The sequence below is a fragment of the Candidatus Methanoperedens sp. genome, from assembly GCA_027460535.1.
Taxonomy (GTDB): Archaea; Halobacteriota; Methanosarcinia; order Methanosarcinales; family Methanoperedenaceae; genus Methanoperedens.
Genome location: JAPZAR010000030.1, coordinates 41387 through 66612, shown reverse-complemented (window position 1 = coordinate 66612; position 25226 = coordinate 41387). Strand labels below are relative to the sequence as shown.

Below are 25226 nucleotides of genomic sequence, written 5' to 3'. Positions count from 1 at the left end.
CAAATTGCGAAAATGCCGGAATTGCAGGAATGCATCAACCTCAAAAAATTGAAATCAGCTGAATTATTCCTTTTTTAGCAAAATCCTGTTCCCCATCCCATCCCTTCGGCGTATTACTAATCCTCTTCTCTCAATCCTGTCAAGAAGCCTGCTCACTTTCGGCTCAGAAAAACCAGTCTTTAGAATAAGATCTCTTTGCAATATCCCGTCGTTATCCAGAATTTCTTTGAATAATATCTTCTCATCCCCTTCAAGCAGATTGGCTGCTAATAGCGATGTGTTTTTATTTTCCTGGGTTGCTTTGATATCTTCTTGTATTGCGGGCGTTTCTTTTGAGAGCAGAACAATGTAAAGGAAAGACATGCCGCCAAGCCATGCTGTTATGATGAAAAACAACACATCATTTAATGAAAAATATGAGACTCCCTCTACCGGGACAGCCTTGCCATTTTCTATAATAAGCTGCACGGGACCTGTCGCCAGCAATCTATCGACCAGTAAAAGAACTGAAATTACTAATACGATAGCAGATATCAAAATACCGCGTCTCTCAATATTTATTTTGCTGGTCATTTTATCGTCCAGTCTGAATCTCTCTTTCTCTCTCTTGTATACTCATATAGAATAATGCTCAGGAAAATAACTATCACAATAACGCCAAAGACATATGATTGTTTGGCCCAGTAATTCCCCCAGGTCAGCAAAAGACCCATCTCATCTATAAGCAGACCCAACCCGCCTCCATAAAGAATGGCTGCTGCCATTTTATATTTTCTCCTGTTTCCTATTAGACTTATCCAGCCACTTATTGATAAAGTAAGAATACCAAAGAAAAAATGGTGTATATGATAATTTCCTATCCACAGTTCAAGAGAGGGCTGTGATTCGCCAGAAAATACCACGAGCGCTCTTGATGCTGTAAATGTTATCAAAAATGAAAGTGTAATGAGGAATTGGAGCTCAAGAAGCTGGCTGTGCACCTTTTTTTCCAGGTAAACGGCCTGGCTTCTTTTCAGTTTTTGGAGAAAAAGTTTGAAGCGATATTCTGTCAGATACATAAAAGTGTACAATAAAATACCAAATATAACTAACCCTGTTCCTAAACCCAACAGTATCCAGGTCTCATCAAGTTTGAATTCATCGGATAGAGCATTAGGATTGTACAAAATTGTCCCGATCAGTCGGCTGGTGCCCTCGGGATTTAACAACGCAGCAATGATAAAGCCAATTCCCATGGCGATGAGAATACGTACCAGGCCGAATTGAATAAGATCCCAATAATGTTCGATCCGGGAGTTATCCTGAGACATTTGAATCCTTAATGCATCTCCAGATACATATATTAATGGAAAATCCTAATATTCATTGAACGATCAATTGAAAGCTGGGGGGATAAATATTGACGGAATTGAAAAAAACGCTTGGCCTATTCGATGCGATGGCTATCGGAATAGGGGCCATAATAGGTGCCGGCATTTTTGTTGTGACAGGTATAGCTGCGGGTCTCGCCGGTCCCGCGCTCATCATATCCTTGCTTATCGGTGCTATTATTTCCGCTTTCACGGCCCTGAGTTTTGCAGAACTGGCTGCCTTCATCCCGAAAGAGGGGGGAGTTTATGAGTTCGCCCATGAACTCATCTCACCTTTTGCCGGTTTTATTTCGGGGTGGCTCTGGCTTCTCGCCAATATCGTTGTGGGCGCCGTGGTAAGCCTGGGTTTTGCAAGCTATCTTGCGATATTCATCCCTCTTCCTGTGAATATGATGGCTGCTGGTGCCTGCCTTGTTATTACCCTGATCAATTATCTTGGAACAAAGGAATCCGGGCTTGTAAATGACATATTGGTGGTGATTAAACTCCTGATCCTGGCCTTTTTTGTGGTTATTGGCATAGGTGCCATGAAGTCTGGAAATTTTTCACCTTTCATGCCCAATGGAGAAAGCGGGGTAATGCAGGGCGCTGCGATAATATTTTTTGCCTATTCCGGGTTTGCGAGGATCACCATCATCGGAGAGGAAGTGAAAAACCCCAGAAAAAATATTCCGCTTGCTATAATACTTGCCCTTGGAATATCCACCCTGATCTATGTGCTTGTGAGTTTCGTCGCTGTGGGTCTTGTAGGATACCGGGAACTCGCATCCACCGGTTCTCCACTTGCCGATGCCGCAATGTCTGAAAGCAAGAACGCGGCTTTCCTTATTTCCATGGGCGCGCTCGTTGCTACCCTGAGCGTCCTTCTCACCACGCTTCTTGGATTATCCCGCATTTCCTTTGCTATGGCAAGGAATAAGGATTTTCCTGCTCTGTTTGCAAAGCTAAATCCAAGGAATGCGATGCCTTCCAACGCCATTCTGGTTTTCGGCCTGATAATGACGATCTTTGCGGCATTCACTGATCTGATGCGGGCAGCCGCGATATCCAATTTCGCCTCACTTTTGTATTATGCTATTGCCAACATCTCAGCGCTTAGATTAAAAAAACCTGTATATCCTCGTATCATACCGATACTTGGATTGATAACCAGCGTGATGCTTTTATTTTTCCTTGCAAGGGATGCCTGGATAATAGGGCTCATTGCCTGTGCAGCAGGAGTGATGTATTATTATTTCAGGAAAATATGGTAAATGCGAACCTTGCAGATGATAGGTAAAACCATTTGATCAAAAGCTCCCTGATTGGAAGGATGAAGTAATGGGGATATATTCCTTGGAAAATATTTAATGTAGTTGAGATACTGCATAATGCGGCAGATGAACTCTTTTGATCATGATATCCCCACTCCCAAACCTGCCCATTTCCACCCCAACCTGCTGACACTTTCCAATCATCAGTCTATCAGAGTACAAACATTTGATTATCGAGTTCCTATCTATCCTACCATTTAACTTGTGTAGTAGTATCGATAAATAGATGGGTGTTATTTAGGTACTACTACAGTAGTAATACCCCAGTGTTTCCTGTAGAGATTTTAATTTGATTGGTAGTATACAGCATATCTTAGTCAGACATTATAAAAATAATAAAAGTGATACCATAATATTTTATCTAAAAAAAATATTCATGATAATCTTTTCTCATAACCAAGCTGAATAGATTTCCACCGGAAAAAGATTTATTAATACGAGGGTTTCATAGATTTTTGTCCTTGATGACTAATTTTGCCGTGATGAGTAAACTGGAAAACACCATGGAGAGAAAACGATATTTATCTAAGAAAATATTCCCGCGGAAATACACAACGAATTGGGAGTGGTGGGTTAAGAGACGGAATTTAAAGAGTTGCTTATCCGGCATACACTATGTAGGTAATGGAAAAATCATGAATGAACCTCAATCAGGAGAGGCGTGTCTAAATTCCCGACATATAATAACAAATAGAATAATATGACTGATGCCTGAAGCATGGATTTAACAGCATAGGATTATTGGGCATTCAGATTTTATAACGATAGTACAATTCTTTTCTCACCGGGCAGGTACAAACCTGAGAATAACCAAAATAGGTTCGATATTTACAAAGATTTTCCTCTTTGTGCTTGATGAAAATTATTTCCCCCATGCATTCTTCAACTTTACAGACCTGTGTTATTTCACCACATAAACAGGAAAACTTTTTTCCACATTTAGTAGTCTTTTTTATAATATCGTCATCTATTTTAATATTCATCGGTATGAAATCCGTTTTTCAGAAAATACCATTTCCAGGGGTATGCTCTAATTTCAATTATAAGCAATGGTTTATTTATAGATTACTAACGGATTAATAAAAATTATTAGATCCCTATCCCCTTAATCGATTTTTTCGATATAGAGAAGCATCTCCGTCGATGCCTCCGTTTTTCAAAATCAGGGTCCAAGAAAAGGACTAATTAAATAATCGGCGATATTCGTAAGGTTTTTATTGGCCTGGGTTATCATGGGCTAAAATATGGATTTCAAAATACATCTTGCCAATCATTTGCGATATTATACCCGGAAAGCTATTGGATGCCCCATTAACTGCTTTTATAGGCTTGTTTAATGGCTTATCATATGGCCTTTATCGGGCTTCCGGCTTATCCAATGGGTTTAATAACATAGCTAACCTATGCGATTGCGAATATTCAATGTTGAAGTAACCTACACAGGAATACCATGAGAAGCGATAATATAAAATCAGGACTTGAGCGGGCCCCGCACAGGTCTTTATTAAAGGCAGTCGGGTTGACCGATGAAGAAATGATCCTTCCCTTCATCGGGGTTGTGAATTCATGGAACGAGCTGATCCCGGGTCATATTCACCTTGATAAACTTGCAGAAGCCGTAAAGGCAGGTATACGCATGGCAGGGGGCGTTCCTTTTGAATTTAATACAATAGGAATATGCGACGGCATCGCAATGGGGCACACGGGAATGAAATACTCACTTCCAAGCCGCGAAGTAATAGCTGACAGCATAGAGCTCATGGTTGAAGCGCACCAGTTTGACGGCATGGTCATGATACCAACATGCGATAAGATCGTACCGGGGCACCTGATGGCAGCAGGGAGACTTGACATCCCTACGATTGTGGTCACGGGTGGACCGATGCTGCCGGGAATCGTTGGAGATGAGCCAAGGGATGTAATTTCGCTCTTCGAGGCTGTTGGACAGCGGCGGAAAAATGCAATAACCGAGCAGGAGCTGAAAAATCTTGAAGACTGTGCGTGCTGCGGCGCTGGCTCATGCGCCGGACTATTCACAGCCAACACCATGGCATGCGTGACAGAAGCGCTTGGATTAAGCCTGCCAGGATGCGGGACCGCCCATGCTGTAGATGCCAAGAAGATAAGGATAGCCAAGCAATCCGGTATGAAAATTCTCGAACTTGTCAGGAATGGAATAAATGCCCGCCAGATACTTACAGAGGAATCGCTTGATAATGCTATACGGGTCGATATGGCTATCGGTGGAAGCACAAATACAACACTTCACCTGCCGGCCATAGCTTCGGAATTCGGACTTAACCTGCCTCTATCAAGGTTTGATGAATTGAGCAGGGAGACGCCGCATCTCATCAATTTGAGGCCTGGAGGGAATCGCTATCTTATCGATTTCGAACGTGCCGGGGGCGTCCCGGCCATACAGCAGAGGCTGCAGGAGAAATTAAACCTGGATACATTGACCGTTACGGGAAAAACCCTGAGAGAAAACCTTGGTAAGGTTGTGATAATAAATCCGCGCGCCAATAAAGAGATCATTGCTACTCTTGATTCCCCTGTGCACCCCGAAGGAGGAATAGCTGTTCTCAGCGGAAGCCTCGCCCCACGGGGCGCCGTTGTCAAACAGACCGCTGTAAGCCAGAAAATGTTAAAGCATTCAGGACCAGCCAGGGTTTTTGACAGTGAGGAACTTGCCATGAAGGCTATCATGGGCAACAAGATCAAACCTGGTGATTGCGTGGTTGTCAGATATGAAGGGCCAAAAGGCGGACCGGGTATGCGTGAAATGCTTTCCCCGACCGCCGCCATCGCGGGGATGGGTATGATAGATTCCGTGGCTCTCATCACAGACGGTCGCTTCTCGGGAGGAACAAGGGGCCCCTGCATAGGCCATGTATCGCCTGAAGCGGCTGATGGAGGACCTATATCCATTGTAAGGGAAGGAGATATCATCGATATCGATATTCCAAACCGGATATTGAACCTGAGGCTCAGCCGGGAAGAAATGGATGAACGAATGAGAAGGTGGAAGGCCCCTTTGCCCGAAATTAAAGGGTATCTCGCAAGGTACCGGAAACAGGTGAGTTCGTCTGATAATGGTGCGATTTTCAAATAAACTTTCGATTTCAACTGATGCGCGGATAATTTTACAGAGTTGCGGCAGGATGCATGAAACCGATCGATGAATAATATCGGTTCACGCTGTTACTATGCTTTTGCCAACCCCTTTATTTCGGTTGGAAAATAAAAATCATCCTACTTATGATAATGATGGAAAATTTTCTATAAAAAATCATTCGTTACCATTCGGTTTTAAAAATTTTCGAGCTCATCTGGAATCAAAATAAATCCCTTTTTCTATGCGTTACATTTATGACTAAAACCTGCAACCTCCATTTCCTCTGGAACACTCTTAAAATCTGAATCCAATATGTGAACTTATTATTCAAAAAATAATAGGAGGATAGTGGGCGAGTGGGGATTATGGTGGTGTAAAAAAGTTAGTCTTGCCCACTATTAGTTCGTATATATGCGAACATAGTATAAATAGTTTGTCGTTTTAAAAAAACCTGGCCACAAGAAGGCTGAATTCAAATAATAGGACAAGCACAGCAGCCACGATCAATTCGGAAAGGGCGGAAGGGTCAGGTGACACGAATAAAGCAAACGCAATAAGTGCACCATATATTATCTTTCTCTTTCCTCTGAGCGACTCAAGTTTCAAAAGTCTCATTTTTATGGAGTATATCAGAAGCAGAGGGAACTGGAAAATGAGGCCGAAACTCAGGGCCAGCGTTGTTATGGCGTCAATTGTTTTTATCACAGATATCTGAGGGGCCGCCACATCAATTGAATAAAGTATCGTATATTTAAACATGAGTGGTATAACAATAAAATAGGCAAGGGCGGCTCCTGCTGTAAAGAGTATGAACGAAAAAGGAACGACCCTTATGAAAAACTTCTTTTCGTTCGGATAAAGCCCTTTCCCTACGAACATGAATCCCTCGTAGATCACAACAGGTATCCCAAAAAAAAGCGCGCACATAAGTGAGAGCGTGAGCTTGGCAATGATCAATTCCATCGGGGAATACACGGTCATGGGGACAGGAACAGTCTGCTTCCATATCATCTGGAGCAATTGACCCGAGAAGAGAAAGGCAATCGATGTAATCAGGACTATCGGAATTGCGGCAATGATCATTCTTCCGCGAAGTTCCTTGAAATGCTCAACCAGGGGCATTTCCTGGTCGCCGGGTACTGTGTTCATCGCTATTTTTTTTATTTCTTTTAATATGGCGTCCTATGATGTTATATAGATTACGTGGGAATAATTGCCTGAATGAAAGTCAGCGAACTGGGCGAGCGTGAATTGATATCGCGTATCGCAAAGCTACTTGTAAAATCAGGTGACAATGTAATTGAAGGCGCAGGCGAAGATGATTGCGCTGTCCTGGACATCGGTGGAAAGGATTATCTTCTCATTACCACGGACATGCTGCATCGAAAAACTGATTTCCCTCCCCAGATGACAGCCCGCCAGATCGGCTGGATGTCGGTCGCGGTAAATTTGAGCGACCTGGCTTCCAAGGGTGCACAACCTCTTGGATTATTGATGGCAATGGGAATACCTCCTGACACCGAGGTCGGATTTGTTGATGATATCGTAAAGGGAATGGGGGAATGTGCCTCAAAATATGGCACAGAGATCATCGGCGGGGATACTGATTCTCATGATGAACTCACAATTACGGGAACAGCGCTCGGACTGGTAAAAAAGGAATTGCTCATTCGAAGGAGTGGGGGAAGACCTGGAGATGCTGTATGTGTGACAGGTCGCCCGGGTCTGGCTGGAGCCGCTCTTCTTGCACTATCTAATGGAATCCCGGTCAGCCAGGAGATATCAAAAGCTTTGTTCGAACCTATTCCAAGGATTTACGAGGGCATCGCGCTTGCCGAATCCGGAGCCGTCACTTCAATGATGGATATCAGCGATGGTCTTGCTCTTTCGCTTCATGATATGGCCAAGGCAGGAGGGATTGGTTTCAAGATACGGGAAAATAAACTTCCAGCTCTGCCCGAGATTACGGGGTTGGGAAAAGAAATATTGCGGGACGCCGCTTTATTTGCGGGCGGGGATTTTGAACTCCTGTTCACTGTTGCGCCTGACAGGATGACACAGGCAAGAAAAGCCTGTCCGTTTGCGATCATAGGTGAAGTCATCAAGAACGGGGTTTTTATTGAAGGAAAAACAGGACTCGCGGACCTTGAACCCAGAGGATATGAACATTTCAGAATAAAGAAACCTTAAGCCAGCCTTATCGTCTCAAGGTTCATCGGGGCGCGCGTTTCTATCTTGTACTTTCGGTATATAGAGCTTGCCAGGTCCATGCAGTTCTTCTCATCCCCGTGCTGGGTGATTATGTGTTCAGCCCGGGGTCTCATCCTTCGGACATACTCCATAAGCTGTATCCTGTCTGAGTGCCCTGAGAATCCGTCAACCGTATCTATATGCATGTTGATCTTGACAGTCTCTGTTCTCCCTCCGCCTGCATGCATTGGTATTTCTTTCCATCCTTTCTGCAGTCGCCGTCCAAGAGTTCCTTCTGCCTGGTAACCTACAAAGACCATGGTGTTCTTTTCCTCCGGTCCAAGAGCTTTTAAGTATTCCATAACAGGGCCACCATTCAACATGCCTGAGGTCGCCAGGATAATGCACGGCTCCCTGTCTTCGATTATCTTCTGGCGTTTCTCTTTTGAATCCACCTGCACAAAACATTTCGAAAGAAAAGGGTTCATTCCTTTATGGAATATCTGATTGCGAAGCTCGTTATTCAGGTATTCGGGATGCGTGGTATGGATCGCTGTCGCCTCGGTTATCATACCATCAAGATAAACAGGAACATCATCTATCAAACCCTTACGGATAGCTTCCTCGAGGACTATCATGACTTCCTGGCTTCTCCCGACGGCAAATGTCGGGATAAGGAGATTCCCTTTATTTTCAAGCGTCTCCTTCGCGATTTGCTGCATATGCCTCTCAGCATCTTTCCTTGAAGGCTGGATGTCCCTTGAGCCACCATAGGTCGCCTCCATTACAAGCGTTTCCACGCGCGGGAAGTCGGTGTTTGCAGGATCAAAAAGACGTGTTTTCTCAAACTTGAAATCTCCTGTAAAAGCAATATTGTACAGACCATCGCCCACATGGAAATGCGCTATCGATGACCCCAGAATATGCCCTGCATTATGGAATGTCAGCTTCATATCAGGAGCTATGTCGGTAACATCACCGTAATTCAATGTGATGGTATGCTTCAGAACCTCCCGGATCATGGCAGATTCATACGGTATTTTCCTGCCCTCACGGGCCGCCACATCGATGTAGTCCAGCTGCAGCAAAGCCATAAGATCACGGGTGGGTGGGGTGCAGTAGACCGGCCCTTCGAACCCGTATTTATATAACAGGGGCACAAGCCCTATATGATCAAGGTGTGCATGGGTCAGGATTACCGCATCGATCTGGTTTATGGGATGGGCTTCGGGCACGTATAGGTAAGGCGTGCCATTATCCTCTCCGCTGACGGATACCCCGCAGTCGATCAATATCCTTGTTTCAGGTGTTGATAGCAGGAAACAGCTGCGTCCTACTTCACGGCAGGCTCCCAGGGTTGTCAGTCTGACCCATTTGTCCTTGGAGGTGAGGCCGCGGTGTATTTTTCTGCCTATTGTCTTCAATATGGTCTTGCGTTCATCCTTGTTTGCACGCATGAACTGGCGAATATTGTTCACTGTAGTGGATTTCATTGGAGGCGTACGAACAACCTTTGATGTCCAGCCAATCTCTTTTGTGATCTCGCGCAGCGTCTCGCCGTGTCTGCCTATGACAAGACCCGGCTTTTCAGCTTCTATTACCACTTCTCCTGTGTCCACGTCAAAAAAGTGGTTGGAAATCCCCGACTCGGGAGGGACGATTCTTGATATTGCCGCTATAGCCTCTTCTGGCTGGGCCAGAACCTTTGGATCCGGTCTGACTACGAGACGTTTCCTGAGATCCTTTGCAAGGTTTTTTATGATATCCCCGTTGTCTGCGAATTTTCTTGGCTCTTCCGTATAAATAACGAGTTCGGGTCCCTCAAAATCTACATCCGATATTGTAATATCTTTTGGAAGTTGGGCTCTTATTTTGTGTTTCAGGTCGTTCAATACTTCATCAACTGTCATCGTGATTTTCCTTCTAAAAAATGTTAAAAAAATAAAAAAGAATTATGTAAAGGTATCGCGCAGCTTCTTGATCTCAGAATCTTCTACTTCGATATATCCTTCCGGTGTGATCTTAACTACATTGATACCGTCGCCGGAAGCAGAGTCGCGCTTCATGGCATTATGCAGGGCACGAACGGCCAGTTCTACCCCATCCTCGATAGGCATGTTTTCCACATATCTGTCCTCCAGCACTCCGTATGCCATCGGGGAACCTGATCCTGTTGACACGGCCTTCTTTTCTTCGATTATTCCACCAACCGCATCAAGTGAGTAGACGCTGGGTCCGTTCTTATCCACCCCTCCGACGAGGAGCTGGACAAAATAAGGATAGTACCTGTTGCCGCTCAGGATATTTGCAAGTAAACTTACTATCCCTTTCACTGTCATGGACTCTTCCCTGCGCATCTTGTAGAGTTTCGACTCGACCTGCATCCATTTTACAAGCCTCTGGGCATCCCCCACAGAACCTGCTGTGGTCATTGCGATCAAGTCGTCGATCTTATAGACTTTTTTGGCATCTTTACTAGCAATAAAGTGCCCCATCGTCGCTCTCCTTTCAGACGCTAAGACGACACCTGTATCGCAGACTAACCCAATTGTAGTAGTTCCTTTGTATTCCATATTCTCCATTTTAAATACCTCTCAAATACTCATCACTGAAAAATGAGAAAATTAGCAGCATATAATCTGATTAAAGGTATTTAAAGTTTATTCAACTCTAATATGTCTTGGCCATTATCACCATCTTTTCTGTCTCCTTTTTACAGATAGGACAGGCTCCGCCGCCGCTTCCGAGCTCACCCTCAGGTATTCCCAGAATGCCTGCACCGACCGATTCTTCCATGGCAAGGCCGCATTCACGTTCGCAGCACCATGATATCCTTGCGATGCCTTCCGGGATTTTTTCTTTCACTTCTTCCAGATTATTGCAATCGAATATGCGTTCCTTCAAAGATCTTTGGGCTTTCTCAAATAACTTATTATGGATGTCCTCAAATCGCTTTTGGATCTCTTCCACGATATTATCCAGCGGAACATTTTCCTTGCTTCCGCTGTCCCTTCTTACAACTGTAGCCACATTATTTTTCAGGTCCCGCGGTCCGATCTCCACCCTCAAAGGCACGCCCTTCATTTCCCATTTATAATATTTGGCTCCAGGACGTTCATCACTCTCATCAAGTGCCGTGCGGATCCCTTTTTCCTTTAATCGGTCTGCAACATCGCGGCATGCTTTCGTTATCTCATCGCTCTTCCCGAATAAGATCGGGATGACCACGACCTGGGTTGGCGCGACTTCCGGCGGGAATACCAATCCCTTATCATCCCCGTGGACCGAGATCAGGGCCGCGATGCTGCGCTCTGAAATGCCGTAGCATGTCTGGTGCGCGTACTGCTGCTCTCCGTTCATATCTTCATATTTGATCTCAAACGTCTTTGCAAAATTGTCCCCCAGGTGATGGGCCGTTCCGATCTGGAGTGTTTTATTGTCCGGCATCAACGTATCCACGGCCATCGTATAATCCGCACCCGGGAATTTATCCCATTCAGGGCGCTTTGAAACAATGGTGGGAATCGCAAGCCTCCTGTAGAATTCCTGGTATATGCGCGTGGCTTCCCTGACCTGCTCCGCAGCTTCATCCCAGGTGGCATGCACGGTATGCGCTTCCTTGAACGAGGTTATCTCGCGCAGGCGGATGAGGGGACGCGTGTGTTTTGTCTCGTACCTGAAGGTGTTCACTATCTGGTAGATCTTGATGGGCAGGTCGGCATGGGAGCGAACCCACACCTTATACATGGGATAGATGGCCGTTTCGCTTGTCGGGCGCAGGGCAAGCTTGACATCAAGCTCGTTCTTGCCGCCGCGAGTGACCCAGTAAACCTCATTCTCAAAGCCTTTTATGTGCTCTGCCTCCTTCATGAACTCGCTCTCCGGGATCAGAAGCGGGAACAGGGCTTCTTTGTGATCCTTGTCAAGCAGTTCTCTTATTATGGCGTAGGTTCGCTTCCGCACCTCGAACCCGAAAGGGAACCAGACGTAAAGCCCTTTTACAGGATAGCGCACATCCATTATCTCTCCCATCAGGAGAAGTTCATTATACCATTCGCTGAAGTTTGATTTTGAAGGGAGGACAGCTTTTTTTTCTTCGGTCTGCTTTTCTGCCATTTGGTGCTACTACTGTCTTATTGGCTATAAATTTTTTTAGGGATAATGTATTTTTAGATCGGTTTTTATGAATCTTCGGGAATGGTGTGATGATCTCCCGGCTGCTATCACGCTTCAGTTGGACAGGGCTGGGAAGTGGTCGAAAAAAACATTTCCTCCCAGAATTGGGAGAAATCTTTATAGCAAAAACGCTATCAAGCTCTGTATCCTTCAAGTATGGGGTTATGGTAAATTGAGGTTACGTTTATACATATTTAGCAATCCCCAATCATAACTGCAAATAATTTATAATTTAGGATATATGCATTTTTTAGGATAGTTTCAATTTGCCAACACATTATTTATATTAATGCAAAATATATAGTACAACTATATAGTTGAATAAATTTAAACTATAAGAAGAGTAAAAATGTCTCAACAAAGCGACTCATTCACTCAATTATTTTTGGAGGGTAAATTCCTCCTGCAAATATTTGATTTAATCTCATTTTTTATTTCGAATTTAGTAGTATTCTATTTAGTCAATCAATTTATTGAAGTTACATTAATAAAATTTTTACTAATTTTCCTGTTTAATTTGATTTTGATAAAACTAGACATAATAATTTTCTTTATCCGAAGTATAAATAAGATATTATTTATAACAATATCCAATTTAAAATCAATAAAATGGAATTTTATAATCAATATTGTTAATTATCTAAAAGTTATAATTTTCTCTGTTGTAAAATTACCTTTCTATATATACCACAAATTTTACATGAGTAAACTGGTTCTCATTCTAATTTTATTATTAAGAATTATTTTTTTAAACAGCATTCAATATCTATTATTTACTTTGATAATTTGGATGTTTTCTGTAGCTGTACTTATTAATTATGGATACATTCTTCTGAATGAAGGAATACCGACAAATTTTTACAATATAATAGGACTTGTTGGTATTTTAGCAGGATTTTTTCAATATTATATTCAAAGATATGAAGATAAGATTCAAACTAAACTGTCATTAAAAATGAATAGGTTGGTATCAATTTCAGATAGAGAAGTCTCATTTGGTAATTTTAAAGAGTTCTTGAATAAAAGTAAAAATTTTACTATACTAAATAAGACGTTAAAAAAAATTACTGAAGAAGATGAAAGGAATAAGCACAAATTTAAATTGGTTCAGTTCACATTGGCAAGAATGCCAGGAAAAGAAATTAACATATACCCTCTACTGATGCCACCGTCCAGACAAGATGAGTATAAGTTATTAGAGGATGAAATTGCAGGATATAATGACTCAATATATGCAGAGCTATTGGAAGCATATAAAAGATTTTTCTCAATAAAAAGGGGGGAAATTTTAGAGAAAATTAATAAAGAAAATGTTGCCAATGAACTTATCGAGATGCTATTCCTAAATATTAACTTCATAACCGAAGTCAAAAGTGATATTATTGGACTCAAAAAAGAAGATATAGAGAATTTAAAAAGTGCTAATGAATTTATTGACAACATGAAAGTAGAAATTTTTGATGATTTGTTATCGAACAGTTTTATAAAAAAACATCACGAACAAGCTAACCTTTTTTCATAAGAAGCTCCAGAATGCGACCTTAATTTATACAACTCTCATAAAAAATCCATCCCCCAATCCTGACGGTCAATTATTGTATATGAGCAAAGACGGAGCCATCAAAGCAATCATGAGGACTGCCCCCCGCCCTAAAGGGAGCACACAAAAGCGAATGTGCGCTTACCCCGCGAGAACAGCCCTTCAGGAGAGGTTAAACCATGTACACGTTTGTACCTTTTATTGACAAGTTTCATTTACGGGGTTATGATGAATTGAGGTTACGTTTATTCCATATTCATTAAAAAATACCATGTCCCGTAGAAGTTAGGAATGATTTATTGGAAAAATATAAGCCCTTATCAGACTAATAAATTTAAAATGATATATCCAGATGCTGAAATTCAGATAACTATAAACGATGAGGTTATAGAATTTATACCTTGGCAACCAAGTACTTGGCCAGATTCTCCTACAACATCTCAATTTCCTGAAATAATGAAAAAAATTTTCAAAGAGACAATGGTCGGGGAGATAAATGATGTAATAAAAGATATATTAAAGAGTAATAAAAGCCTAGTACATCGTGGTCATGCTGTTGCCATTCCTATGTTATGTGCCATTGATTCCTTATCAAAATATGCGTATGTGAACGTAAAATCTGAAGAATGCCCTAGCTGTGGTCGTTCAGATAGAGTTGGTCCAAAGTTCGCAAAGTTTATTGAAACTTATTTTCCCAATGAATATAAACCTTATTCCAATGAAATTTATAAGTTATATAGAAACGGTTTAGTTCACGAATGGAACCTTTTTAGAGCTAGTATGTGGCCAGACAACAGAAACATAACAAAAGATGGCGAAAACTTAAGTTTTGGATTACTTAATTTTTCCGATGCTTTAAATTCAGCAGTTGATGATTTTTTAATAGATTTAGCCAACGATCCAAAGCTACAAAAAAATGTTATGGATAGATATAGTAAATTGAAATCTATGGCTAGACATTAATATAAGATAAAAATTTTTCTAGAAGCAATCCATGACCAAACTACTCAGAGCACACAAAATTTTATAATACCAAAATATTCAAAAGATCACCTATCCAAACCAAAATCCATCTCCCGATATCAACGGTCAATTATTGTATATGTGCCAAGGATTTTTACCAAGACCTAGATTTAAAAAACAGCAAGATTGTTGAAATCGACAATGACTTTAAGGCATTTTTTCTAATTTAGCCATAGACTTAAAATAATCATTAATGATTACTGTCATTAATACAACAACAATTATTAATACAAAAAGAACAAACACTTTAGACTCTTTTGACATGGTTTTAATCAGAGATTCATTTTGCATTACACTCCAAAAAACAATCAAGAAAAATCCAAAAACTGCCGATAATACGAGTTTAAGTAAATCAAGGTATGCTTTTATAGAATCTGCTTATGACATTCTTCAATCCATTATTTAAGGTACTTATTTTTCAAATAATATAAAACAGCAGCATTACCAGCTATATAAAGAGGCCATCCAAAATAGCCATATCCGGGTGTAGTTTTAGTGAAGCCATCAACTATAACATAAGCCATATAATCGACTATAATAAATCCTATAACATCTTTCATTTAGTAACCTTTGAATACCTTATTGTAGAATAATATAGTTGTAGGGAGCAACGTGAAAGTAAAACTTTGATTCTTTTCACACACGCACGTATCCAGTGCCATGACACGTGGTACACTTACTAATATGCAAAAAATCTAACCATCCAGTTCCATTACAAGCACGACAAGAGACGAGTTTTTTACCTCCGGTTTTTGAGCCACTTCGGGGTTTAGCTCTTCTTATGTTGTTTTGCTCCATTTTGTTGATTATTGTGATTTTATCTGCCATTTAAACACCTAATACTTAAATATATAGATATGCGTTTATACTTTTCTATGTGTTAAGGGTACGCATAACCGCGCTATAATCGATTTGGATTTTTTGTTATCTCGATTGACCAAGACGGAGCCATCAAAGCAAAATCATGAGGACTGCCCCCCGCCCTACAGGGAGCGCGCAAAAGCGAATGTGCGCCTACGAACAGCCCTTCGGTCCAGTAACGCATGCACCAGTATGCCTCGGACGAAGGTCCGAGCGTGGTCACAGCGTTCTATGGGGTTGTGCGCATCCAAATAAATGAATAAAATCGTTATGATCTAAAAGATGGCACGGTTTTCTCAAATCGTCAAGATGAATCTTGAGTAAGTTTGATAAATTTTACCTTGACTCATAGGTCATTCGAGCAAATGCAACAAAAGTTAAGGCAGAACCTAAGAAATTGGTAGCTTTTTAATACGTTTCACACTTGGTTCCAGAGGCACTGAAGGATTTATTGGCCCAATAGTTTTAATAGTTAGATTGAAATCAGCGATTATAATTTCATCTTTTCCTTTTTTAGCTTCGCATAATTTAAACGACATATCTCCATCATCTTTACAGCCATCACCGATCAATCTATTAAAATAATTTTTATGAACCTGCCCAAAAATCGCGCTCCCTCCATAAACGCCTGTATTCGCTATCAATATGTAGGAAGGTTTTTTTGTAACATGGTTGTTGGCTTCAGCATGAAATCTGTCATTAGCTTCATTGAATGCCGGGCAAAATATAAAATCGATATCACTTTCCCTGAAATAATGAGCAAATCTATCAAAGTCCCTGCATATAAGAATCACAAATTTTCCAAACCGAGTTTCGTATTTGTAGATTCTATCTCCAGGTATCATCCCGTTTTCCCACATTTCCTTGTCTTCAGAAGCAGATGGCGTGATTTTTGCCTGAGGGACTATTTCTATATCGGATTTAGTTATTATGGGGCAGACGTTACTATTATTTTTATAAAATCCTCCACAAATAACGAGCATTTCAGGATAATTATTCTCTATTTCAGGTTTCCATTCTTCGCATAAACACAGTTCAGGAAGGCAAGCGATATTTGCATTATCTTTTTTTGCCATGTCAAGTCCTGAAAAAATCTTTGCTTTAACCATATCTTTATTTTTAATTACAGGAGGAAATGATTTTGTCAATTCATAACAGAATTGAATTACAGCTATTCTGACTAATTTTTCTTGGGTGCCACAGATATGAACCGTCTCGATGCGAGGAATATTAAGATTCTTGGAAATATCTTCAAAAATTTCAGAAATAATTATAACTTTTTCTTGAGTTTCCAGATTCTCCAGAGATTTGAGTTTCTCACATGCTGATTTCTTTTTACCTTCATACCCTATATGTTCGCACCACTCCTTTGCTGTGTTAATTATCCTCCCTAGCCCGATCTCTAGACCAACCGGATTTTTCAAAGATAATTCCTGCGCTTGCCTGCAAGTTCTCATTCCGATATCCATTAGAGGAGTATCTTTTGTATGGTTGTATATTGCTATAGCTTTATCACGAATTTCTGGCAGTATATTCTTTATCCTATTATCGATTATCGGTAGACTTTTCATAATCAGCCGTGTGGCATTTGGGGCCTTCTCCCCCGTTATTTCAAGAAGCTCAGATGCACGCTCGCAGTATCGCCTGTATGCTTTGAGGTCGGATTTCTCATCATTGAAATCCCGCGCTTTCTGCGCCTCTTTCAGCGCATTTCCCAGATTCTCAACAGCTACAAGGAGTTTTTCCCTGCCTTCTGAACTGCCGACTGCACTTCTGGCTTCATTAAGATATTCCTGGACTTTAGCCTCTGCATTGTCCTTCTCAAAAATAGTTGCATGGAACGATCTGTAAAATGGAAGACAAAATCTGGCAGGCTGCGAATATATTTCTTCATTTGAAGATTTCTCAAAAAATTTCAGAGCATTTTCTAATTCTTTTCTGAATTTTTCTATATCCTCTGCTTCTGTTGCCTTATAAATATGTACTCTCCCCAGTGAATGGTTGGCATATGCTCGCACAATACTATATTTGTCATTTGTCAGAGAAAGCAGGTCTTTCGCTGCCTGATCTCTATCTGTGAGGTCAGCAAAGGCGGAACCAAGGGCATATGCTACACCACTTCGCACATTCCAGTTCTCGTCCTTTGTCAGGGTTAACAGGTCTTTCGTTGCCTGGTCTTTATCAGTGACGTGAACAAAGGTGGAACCAAGGGCTTCTGCTGCTGTCTTTCGCACATCCCAGTTCTCGTCCTTTGTCAGGGCAAGCAGGTCATTCCATGCATGATCTTTATCAGTGATGTGAGCAAAGGCGGAACCAAGGGCTTCTGCTGCATTCCTTCGTACAAAGCTGTCTTTATCCTTTGTCAAAGTTAGCAGTTCTTTGGTTGCCTGATCTTTATTTGTGAGGTGGACGAAAGCGGAACCAAGGGCATATGCCACACCACTTCGCACATCCCAGTTCTTATCCCTTGTCAAAGTTAGCAGGTCTTTGGTTGCCTGATCTTTATCAGTGAGGTGGACGAAAGCGGAACCAAGGGCATATGCCACACCACTTCGCACATCCCAATTCTCATCCTTTGTCAGGGTTAGCAGGTCTTTGGTTGCCTGATCTTTATCAGTGAGGTGAACAAAGGCGGAATCAAGGGCTTCTGCTGAAACACTTCGCACATCCCAGTTCTCGTCCTTTGTCAGGGCTAGCATGTCCTTCCATGCCTGATCTTTATCAGTGATGTGAGCAAAGGCAAAACCAAGGGCTTCTGCTGCTGTCTTTCGCACAGAGCTTTCTTTATCTTTTGTAAGGGTTAGCATGTCCTTCGTTGCCTGATCTTTATCAGTGAGAGTTGAGAATTTTTTCTTGAGTTCATGCAGTGCTACTATGCGATCATACACATTTCCACTCTTCATCATTCTGTGAATTTCAGGTTCAGTAACCAAACTCCATCACCCATTAATCTGATAGAACCATGTATTCAAAATTCATTCTAAATATTTAAGTATATCTTTCTGATAACAAGAAACCATGTACAACATATAAATGCATATAATTCCAATAGTGATATCCAATTAAATGAATAATAAGTTATAATAAACCAGTTGATGAGGGGAAGAAAGATTGTACCAAGAAGGACTCTTGGCGCATAAGAACATCAAGAATTCATGTTATTCGACGACAATATGAAATTAACAAACATGCTCGATAGAGAAATTGATGAGCTTTTTCGAGTATGCCTTAATGCTGTCAGTAATGAAAATTGCAACGAATTCGATTTTTATGTGAATTTCCCTAAATATGTTTTAGAAGAAAAGAGGTTATCTTATGAATGGATTTAGCATAGACCCTGATGAAATCAATTATCTTTTAGATAAGGGAAAATCAGAACTTAAGAATGTTGACAAAGTTCTTGAGAAGGCGCAAAAATTAAAAGAGCTGAATGAACTAGAAATTGCTTCACTTCTCCATATAGATCCAAACACCAATAATAAAGATTTTCATAATCTGTTGAAAACTGCAAGGTGTGTCAGGAATGATGCGCTAGGACATCAAATAAATCTAATGGTTCCGCTTTACATTACAAATTATTGTATAAACAAATGTCCTTATTGTGCATTTAATTGTAATAATGACAGCCACAGCAGAACCCGCTTATTTTTTGACCAATATTGTAAGGAAATTGATTATTTGACGGAAGAAAATAGTTTTAGAACAATAGAATTGGTTTTCTCAGACGACCCGAAAATTGGCATAAAGGAAATGATGGAATATATAAGATATTTGAAAAATAAACTAACGCAGAAAGAAGGTGGTGGGATGATTGGTTTAAACTCTCCTCCTTTATCGCAGGAGAGTTATAGTTCGTTGAAGAGTGTGGGTTTAGACAGTGTGCTATCGTGGCAGGAAACATATCACCAGAAAACATACGACGAGCTTCATAAAGAGTGTGTTTCAAAAAAAGATTATCAGTACAGGCTAGAAACTCAAGAAAGAATTTGTAATAGTGGAATAAGAAATGTGGGGATTGGTGTGTTGCTCGGATTATATGATTTCAAATTCGATATCATGGCATTGATCAAACATGGATTGTTTTTAAGAAATAAATTCAACTGCTTTCCGATATTTGGGATACCTCGTTTGAAAACAGCTACTAGAATGACATTCCAGCCAAAGCATGAATATCAGGTCTCCGATAACCACTTGAAGCTTATCACCGCAATTCTTAGACTGGCATTCCCATATTCACATATTTTCATAAGTACAAGAGAAAAAAAAGAGATGATTATGGAATTGTTGAATGATGGCGGAGGATCTATCACGGCCGCTCTTTGTAGCGTAGCTCCAGGTTATATTTCCTACAAGAATTGCGAATTAAGTCAATTCGATGTTTTTTCATACAAACCCGCTGAAATGGAACAAGATTTAGTTAGAAATGGGTTTATTCCTACATATAATCCTCCCTTTTTTGATCAGATTAGTTTGAAACGATTAATTACTGAGATATTTGAGGGGAATGCAGTTTTATTTATTGGTTCCGGATTAACAGACGTTATCATGAATCGTGGCGGTAATTCCTCGATTTATGAAAAGATTGCAGATATTTTAACTATCAAAAATTCTATCACAACGAATAATGACTGCATTTTAGAAGATGCGATCAAAAAACGTAGAGGAAGAATTAATCTAATTCAAGAAGATAAAGACATGTTGGAGATGAAATCTGATACAACAATTTACAAAATACATGGTTCCTTTGATAGAGATTATATTATCTTCAATAAACTCGAGGAGCTTTTTTTCATAAAAACCATTTTATTTGTTGGATATAGTCTGGATGATGATAACATTAATAATATTATTAAAGATACCAATCGGCATTTAGAGAACAAGGTTCAGTTCTATGCCATTATGAGAGATCCAACAGAAGTTGAACTTAATTTTTGGGAGAGTAATAATACTGTAATTTTTAACATAGATATCAATCACTTCTTCGATATTTTAACTGAAAAACTCCGAACAGATTATAGAAAAGATATCTGCACTTTTGAAGCGATTTGGGAAGTCCGCAAACAGATGGAGTTAAGTTCAGTAAGACTGGCAGCAAAATATAGAGATACTCGGAACATAGAGGCTCTAAAGACCATTTTAGGAGAATTTGAAAAAGCTCTAGGAGATGAAAAAGCAAAGGAGAAGGATATATGGGAGTATGATTTTGACTTCCATGTGGGGATATCTGTCGCAAGTGGAAACAGTCTATTCTATGATATTTGCAGATTGTTATATAGATCATTATCTCCGCTAAGCAGACAAGTTCAATCTTTTGAGACTTTACGTCAACACAGCAAAATATTGGATGCTATCATCGACAAAGATGAAGAAAGAGCAATTAAGCACATGGAAGCTCATATCGATTATGTAAGGAGTGTCTGGGAACAAGGATTTAATGCTAAGTGATTATTCTTCTAATATCCTCAAGTGTACGGTCAACGATCTTATGGGATTCAGGTTCATGCATCTCACCACACCTAATCCTTTCAAATAACCGATTCGGTGTTTCCCACATTCTTTATCTCTCATAACTATATTTTTAAGGCATATTAATTTCTTTAGCAAATATTCTTGTCTCTGTGTCATATTGTTCCAGCATATAACACTTCCAAGACCCACCCCCCTGAACACGCTGCCCAGAGGGTTCGAGGATAGCCCAAACCCGTTTGCGGGCGTCCTTAGTGCGGTTGGGCGACAGTCCTACGCTCCAGCAGACAGAAGCGGTTAATTGTGTTTTCATTCATCAAAAGCACGCTTCGCAAAGGCAACGTATCGCCGTTGCATCAATCACAAAGTCTTGAAAATTGCCCCCCGCCCTAAAGGGATCATGCAAACGCGAATGTGCGCCTGCCAACAACCCTTCAGGTAGGCTAAGTGCATGTACCGGCGATGAGGGTTGTGTGCATCCAAAGAGTATATTATGCGGAGTACCAATTGCATCCCTAAAAAAAGGGCAGTGTCCTAATTTAGAATACTTAATTGAAATAATGCTCCCGATTCCATTGATGATTGGCCCCACACAGGCACAAGCTGCACCGCCCGCTCATAGGAAATTATAAATTCTCTGAGTACCATGAGTTTTGTTGAATAAAATAAATAGAAAGAAGAAATCGATATGGATGTTGCAGTAAAAGCCATTGAAACAACAGGAACTGTTGACGCACAGCACAGGCTTCTTTTAGACGAACCGTTGCCAGTTGCCGGTCCAACACGGGTTCGTGTCATTATCCTGCTCCCTGAAGATGCAGACATTGACGAAAAGGAATGGCTTTATGCAGCCGCCGCCAATCCTGCTTTTGATTTCCTGAAGGAACCTGAAGAGGATATTTATACATCCGAGGACGGAAGACCATTTCATGATAGGTAAAGTAGTCCTCGTCCCTTTTCCTTTCGATGACCTCACAGCGCAGAAGGTACGACCAGCCATATGCCTGACCCATTGGCTCTCATCATCATGTCGTTTTGGCATTTATCACAAGTAGAAAACCGAACGACTTACTGGAAACAGATGTTGTTTTGGACTCAAAGTCGGCGGATTTTAATGTAACCGGCTTGCGTGTTTCCTCTACGCTTCGATTACATCGCCTTATGACAGTCACAACAGCATTGATAAAGCGCGAATTGGGAGAGTTATCACCCGAAATGCGTTCTGAAGTGGTTAGCAAATTGCGTAATTTATTTGGTTTGAATAGTTAGTTAAACTCCACAAGCTGGAATTATGAGTAATGCGGATATGAGATATTTAGATTGCAGGATATGAATATCGTAGAAGAAATCAAACTGGAGCGCCAAAGGCTCAAGCATAAATACGGAGAACTCTACAACGAAATACTGGAGATACTGTTTCGAAATGATCCCATCGGAATCAATTTCGGAATCAATACTGACGAATACGAGCCAGAAGTTGGCACCATTTTCCCACGGCTAAAGGAAGCACGTTCGCCAGAAGATTTGCAGAACATACTTCATCAAGAATTTGTTCGATGGTTCGGCGCTGATATTGCAGGTTCAAAAGCAGAATACACTATAATTGCCCAAGAGATATGGGATGCATATAAGAAACACATTATCTAACCTCACCCGCTTCTCTTCAACAACGATCTCAGATCTATCCGATTTTTTATCCTTTACAATAGCAATCCTTATTCCGGATAAAGCATCGATGAATTCCTTCAACGAAAGACTATACTTTTTTGTCTTCCATGCTAGATATCTATAAAAAAGCAAACCCATGACTGCAAGGAAAACATGAACCCATGAGGATTGCCCCCCGCCCTGAAGGGAGCATGCAAAAGCGAATGTGCGCCTACGAACAGCCCTTCGGGATAACGCATGCGCCAGTATTGGCGATGCATCGGACGAAGTCCGAGCGTGGTCACTGAAGGCGATAGGGATTGGGTACATCCAAAGTGTATATTATGCGGAATACCAAGAGAATAAAACGTATAAAAGAACAGATTGGGACGAATGGCTCAAAAATAAGTAATATTTTCAAAATCTTGCGAGCCTGCAGAAATAAAGTATAAGACAAATCAATACCTATAACTCAATTGAAAATATCGAGGTTTCAAATGCCAACACTAACTGCATACATCGAAAAAGATCCTGAAACAGGCTTATACGTGGCGATTGTCCCGGGAATTCCTGGTGCCCATACTCAGGCGGAGACTCTCGATGAGCTTCAGGAGAACCTTAAAGAGGTACTGGAACTGTGCCTGGAAGAAATGGAGCCTGAGAACAAGCAATATTTACCTCAATTTGTCGGGATTCAGCAAGTTGAGGTGAGTATTTGAGCAGGCTTCAGATAATCGATGCCAGAAAAATGGAGAAGTTGCTGCTTACACTGGGATTTGAGAGAGTACGGCAGAAAGGGAGCCATGTGTTTTACAGGAATCCTGACGGAAGAACGACCAGTGTACCGCATCATCCTGGAAGAGATTTAGCACGCCCGCTAATAAAAGAAATTCTGAGGGAAATAGAACTTAGTGTTGAGGAATACAATAAGTGTTTGAAGAAATTGTGATAGCTCCGCTATATCGTATTTCCGTGCCCCCTCTTTAATGACAAAAGCCAGAACACCAATAAACGATAGAACCCTCATGCACCTGCGCCGTGATGCCCTTCATTGCGGAGTCCGTGTCTGAAGGCGATGGGTTTTTCATGCTCATAGTGGCGATATTAATTCAGAAAAACTTCTGTCAAGCTTGCACCTATCCGAAAAATATTGTAATCGGCAGTATGTGCTATTCGCCAAGGGAAAATTTAACTAAAACTTTTGACGAATAGATATAAATACCATTATTTCAAACAATAAATTGAATAATTGAGTGGAGGTGAATTAATGCCAGATTATTTATTGCAGGTGACATATACACCCGAAGCTGTAGCTGCAATGTTAGCAAAGCCCCAAAATCGTGAAGAAGCTATACGTCCTGCAATTGAAAAACTTGGAGGAGAAATTAAGAACTTCTGGTTCACATTCGGAAAGTATGACGTTGTATTAGTCGCAAGCTTTCCTGACAATGTGAGCACATTGGCCTTTTCAATGGCCGTCTTAGCCGCGGGTTCTGTAAAAACATTCAACACTACACCATTGCTATCGGTCGATGAAAGCATTGAGGCTATGAAGAAAGCATCGAAGTCGGGATACAAGCCACCGAGCAAATAGTAAGAAGAAATCACTTTTTTCTCTTTTACTTTGCTATCAATCAACTTTTCAGGTTGGTCAATGCTTGTGGTTATAGAACTAAGGGCAGGCGAATTTCAGGAACTATGTGAATTTAACCTTGCCTGGAGAAATCCTATGATGAAGTCTCATTTGTCCAGTAACTGAAGGATTGCCCGTTCTGAAGCGTACCCTCTATGAGCACGGTGGTAGTGCCGTTAGTATTCAAGACATCCACTGGGCCGACTATTGCACCTGAAGTCTCCGATGCATTTTGACCCGGCATTAACGGGTTCGACTGACTTATGTAAGGGAAGGTGAATTCGACGGGGATCTGGAAGGTCGGTTCAACCTCTTTTATAAGAATGAGCGTCGCAGAGAGGTGTGTTACTGGCATATTGGTGGAGCTAGCGTTCAACGTAAGCGTGAACGCTGGTCCCGCAGGATAACAACCATTATCTCCAAATCTAGCACACCCAGGTTCCACAGAAACAACACTTATTGGACGAAGTGTCTTATTGGGAAGTTTCTCCTGTGGGGGAACCGGCGTAGCATGTGGCTGCGTGCTTACGCATCCGGCAATGATTATGAATAAAACGATAGCAGCAGATTTTATAAAGTATTCCTTATTCCACTTAAACATAGATTAACCTTTACTAATATCATATTTAGGTTGATATTTACTTTAACTCCTCCATGCTTGTTGGATACTCATTTTTTGAATTCCTTCGATTTTGGTGCAATGAATTTTTAATTCTACTGCTATAATGCAAAGCGTGTTTTTAAATATTATTACTTATCAAGATTCCCCTCCCATGAAGGGAGCACGCAAAAGCGAATGTGCGCCTACGAACAGCCCTTCGGGACGCATGCGCCAGTATTAGCGATGCTTCGGACAAAGTCAGGGCGAGTTCACTGCAACGATAGGCTCTTA

20 protein-coding genes are annotated in these 25226 nt (G+C 41.0%); 11 read left to right on the top strand and 9 right to left on the bottom strand.

What is annotated here, in order from left to right:
• Positions 1-63: 63 nt before the first annotated feature.
• The gene (locus O8C65_13945; GenBank protein MCZ7358022.1) at positions 64-573 is read right to left on the bottom strand and encodes a MarR family transcriptional regulator; all 510 of its coding nucleotides are present in this window, start codon (positions 571-573) and stop codon (positions 64-66) included.
• Complete coding sequence (locus O8C65_13940; protein ID MCZ7358021.1) at positions 570-1310, bottom strand: hypothetical protein; 741 nt, start codon at positions 1308-1310, stop codon at positions 570-572. Before O8C65_13940 ends, O8C65_13945 begins: the two co-directional genes overlap by 4 nt.
• 89 nt (positions 1311-1399) lie before the next feature.
• On the opposite strand from O8C65_13940, the gene O8C65_13935 reads away from it, so the two are divergent.
• The gene (locus O8C65_13935) at positions 1400-2623 is read left to right on the top strand and encodes an amino acid permease (protein MCZ7358020.1); all 1224 of its coding nucleotides are present in this window, start codon (positions 1400-1402) and stop codon (positions 2621-2623) included.
• Positions 2624-4133: 1510 nt separating this feature from the next.
• Positions 4134-5795, top strand: a complete 1662-nt coding sequence (gene ilvD, locus O8C65_13930) for a dihydroxy-acid dehydratase (protein ID MCZ7358019.1) — start codon at positions 4134-4136, stop codon at positions 5793-5795.
• A 444-nt stretch (positions 5796-6239) separates the two neighbouring features.
• Here the strand turns inward: ilvD and tatC are convergent, their stop codons facing one another.
• Complete coding sequence (tatC, locus tag O8C65_13925; GenBank protein MCZ7358018.1) at positions 6240-6947, bottom strand: twin-arginine translocase subunit TatC; 708 nt, start codon at positions 6945-6947, stop codon at positions 6240-6242.
• Positions 6948-7019: 72 nt separating this feature from the next.
• On the opposite strand from tatC, the gene thiL reads away from it, so the two are divergent.
• A complete protein-coding gene (thiL, locus tag O8C65_13920; GenBank protein ID MCZ7358017.1) occupies positions 7020-7988 on the top strand; it encodes a thiamine-phosphate kinase in 969 nt (322 codons plus the stop codon).
• On the opposite strand, the gene O8C65_13915 is transcribed toward thiL, so the two are convergent.
• The 3 genes from O8C65_13915 to proS all read right to left on the bottom strand — a co-directional run bounded on the left by O8C65_13915 (position 7985) and on the right by proS (position 12104).
• Positions 7985-9898: a beta-CASP ribonuclease aCPSF1 gene (locus O8C65_13915; protein ID MCZ7358016.1), complete on the bottom strand. Its 1914-nt coding sequence runs from the start codon at positions 9896-9898 to the stop codon at positions 7985-7987. The genes thiL and O8C65_13915 overlap by 4 nt on opposite strands.
• Before the next feature lie 42 nt (positions 9899-9940).
• Positions 9941-10570, bottom strand: coding sequence for an archaeal proteasome endopeptidase complex subunit beta (psmB, locus tag O8C65_13910; protein MCZ7358015.1), 630 nt, complete (start codon positions 10568-10570; stop codon positions 9941-9943).
• Between the two features lie 88 nt (positions 10571-10658).
• Complete coding sequence (proS, locus tag O8C65_13905) at positions 10659-12104, bottom strand: proline--tRNA ligase (protein ID MCZ7358014.1); 1446 nt, start codon at positions 12102-12104, stop codon at positions 10659-10661.
• A gap of 850 nt (positions 12105-12954) precedes the next feature.
• Between proS and O8C65_13900 the strand changes: the two genes are divergently transcribed.
• Both O8C65_13900 and O8C65_13895 read left to right on the top strand, forming a co-directional pair.
• On the top strand, positions 12955-13686 hold the full coding sequence (locus O8C65_13900; protein MCZ7358013.1) for a hypothetical protein: 732 nt from the start codon (positions 12955-12957) through the stop codon (positions 13684-13686).
• A gap of 357 nt (positions 13687-14043) precedes the next feature.
• Positions 14044-14667 (top strand): hypothetical protein, encoded by a 624-nt coding sequence (locus tag O8C65_13895; protein MCZ7358012.1) that lies wholly within the window; start codon positions 14044-14046, stop codon positions 14665-14667.
• 458 nt (positions 14668-15125) lie between these two features.
• Here O8C65_13895 and O8C65_13890 read toward each other — a convergent pair whose 3' ends face one another.
• The gene (locus O8C65_13890) at positions 15126-15287 is read right to left on the bottom strand and encodes a hypothetical protein (protein MCZ7358011.1); all 162 of its coding nucleotides are present in this window, start codon (positions 15285-15287) and stop codon (positions 15126-15128) included.
• A 690-nt stretch (positions 15288-15977) separates the two neighbouring features.
• Complete coding sequence (locus O8C65_13885) at positions 15978-18521, bottom strand: HEAT repeat domain-containing protein (protein MCZ7358010.1); 2544 nt, start codon at positions 18519-18521, stop codon at positions 15978-15980.
• Between the two features lie 382 nt (positions 18522-18903).
• Between O8C65_13885 and O8C65_13880 the strand changes: the two genes are divergently transcribed.
• The 6 genes from O8C65_13880 (at position 18904) to O8C65_13855 (ending at position 24295) form a co-directional block, all read left to right on the top strand.
• Positions 18904-21033 (top strand): SIR2 family protein, encoded by a 2130-nt coding sequence (locus O8C65_13880; GenBank protein MCZ7358009.1) that lies wholly within the window; start codon positions 18904-18906, stop codon positions 21031-21033.
• Between the two features lie 709 nt (positions 21034-21742).
• Entirely contained in the window at positions 21743-21994 is a 252-nt protein-coding gene (locus tag O8C65_13875; protein MCZ7358008.1) for a hypothetical protein, read from the top strand.
• A gap of 389 nt (positions 21995-22383) precedes the next feature.
• Positions 22384-22701 (top strand): hypothetical protein, encoded by a 318-nt coding sequence (locus O8C65_13870; GenBank protein ID MCZ7358007.1) that lies wholly within the window; start codon positions 22384-22386, stop codon positions 22699-22701.
• Positions 22702-23198: 497 nt separating this feature from the next.
• The gene (locus O8C65_13865) at positions 23199-23420 is read left to right on the top strand and encodes a type II toxin-antitoxin system HicB family antitoxin (GenBank protein MCZ7358006.1); all 222 of its coding nucleotides are present in this window, start codon (positions 23199-23201) and stop codon (positions 23418-23420) included.
• The gene (locus O8C65_13860) at positions 23417-23650 is read left to right on the top strand and encodes a type II toxin-antitoxin system HicA family toxin (GenBank protein MCZ7358005.1); all 234 of its coding nucleotides are present in this window, start codon (positions 23417-23419) and stop codon (positions 23648-23650) included. Before O8C65_13865 ends, O8C65_13860 begins: the two co-directional genes overlap by 4 nt.
• A gap of 318 nt (positions 23651-23968) precedes the next feature.
• A complete protein-coding gene (locus tag O8C65_13855; GenBank protein MCZ7358004.1) occupies positions 23969-24295 on the top strand; it encodes a GYD domain-containing protein in 327 nt (108 codons plus the stop codon).
• Between the two features lie 133 nt (positions 24296-24428).
• Here O8C65_13855 and O8C65_13850 read toward each other — a convergent pair whose 3' ends face one another.
• Positions 24429-24935 (bottom strand): hypothetical protein, encoded by a 507-nt coding sequence (locus tag O8C65_13850; GenBank protein MCZ7358003.1) that lies wholly within the window; start codon positions 24933-24935, stop codon positions 24429-24431.
• Between the last annotated feature and the right edge of the window lie 291 nt (positions 24936-25226).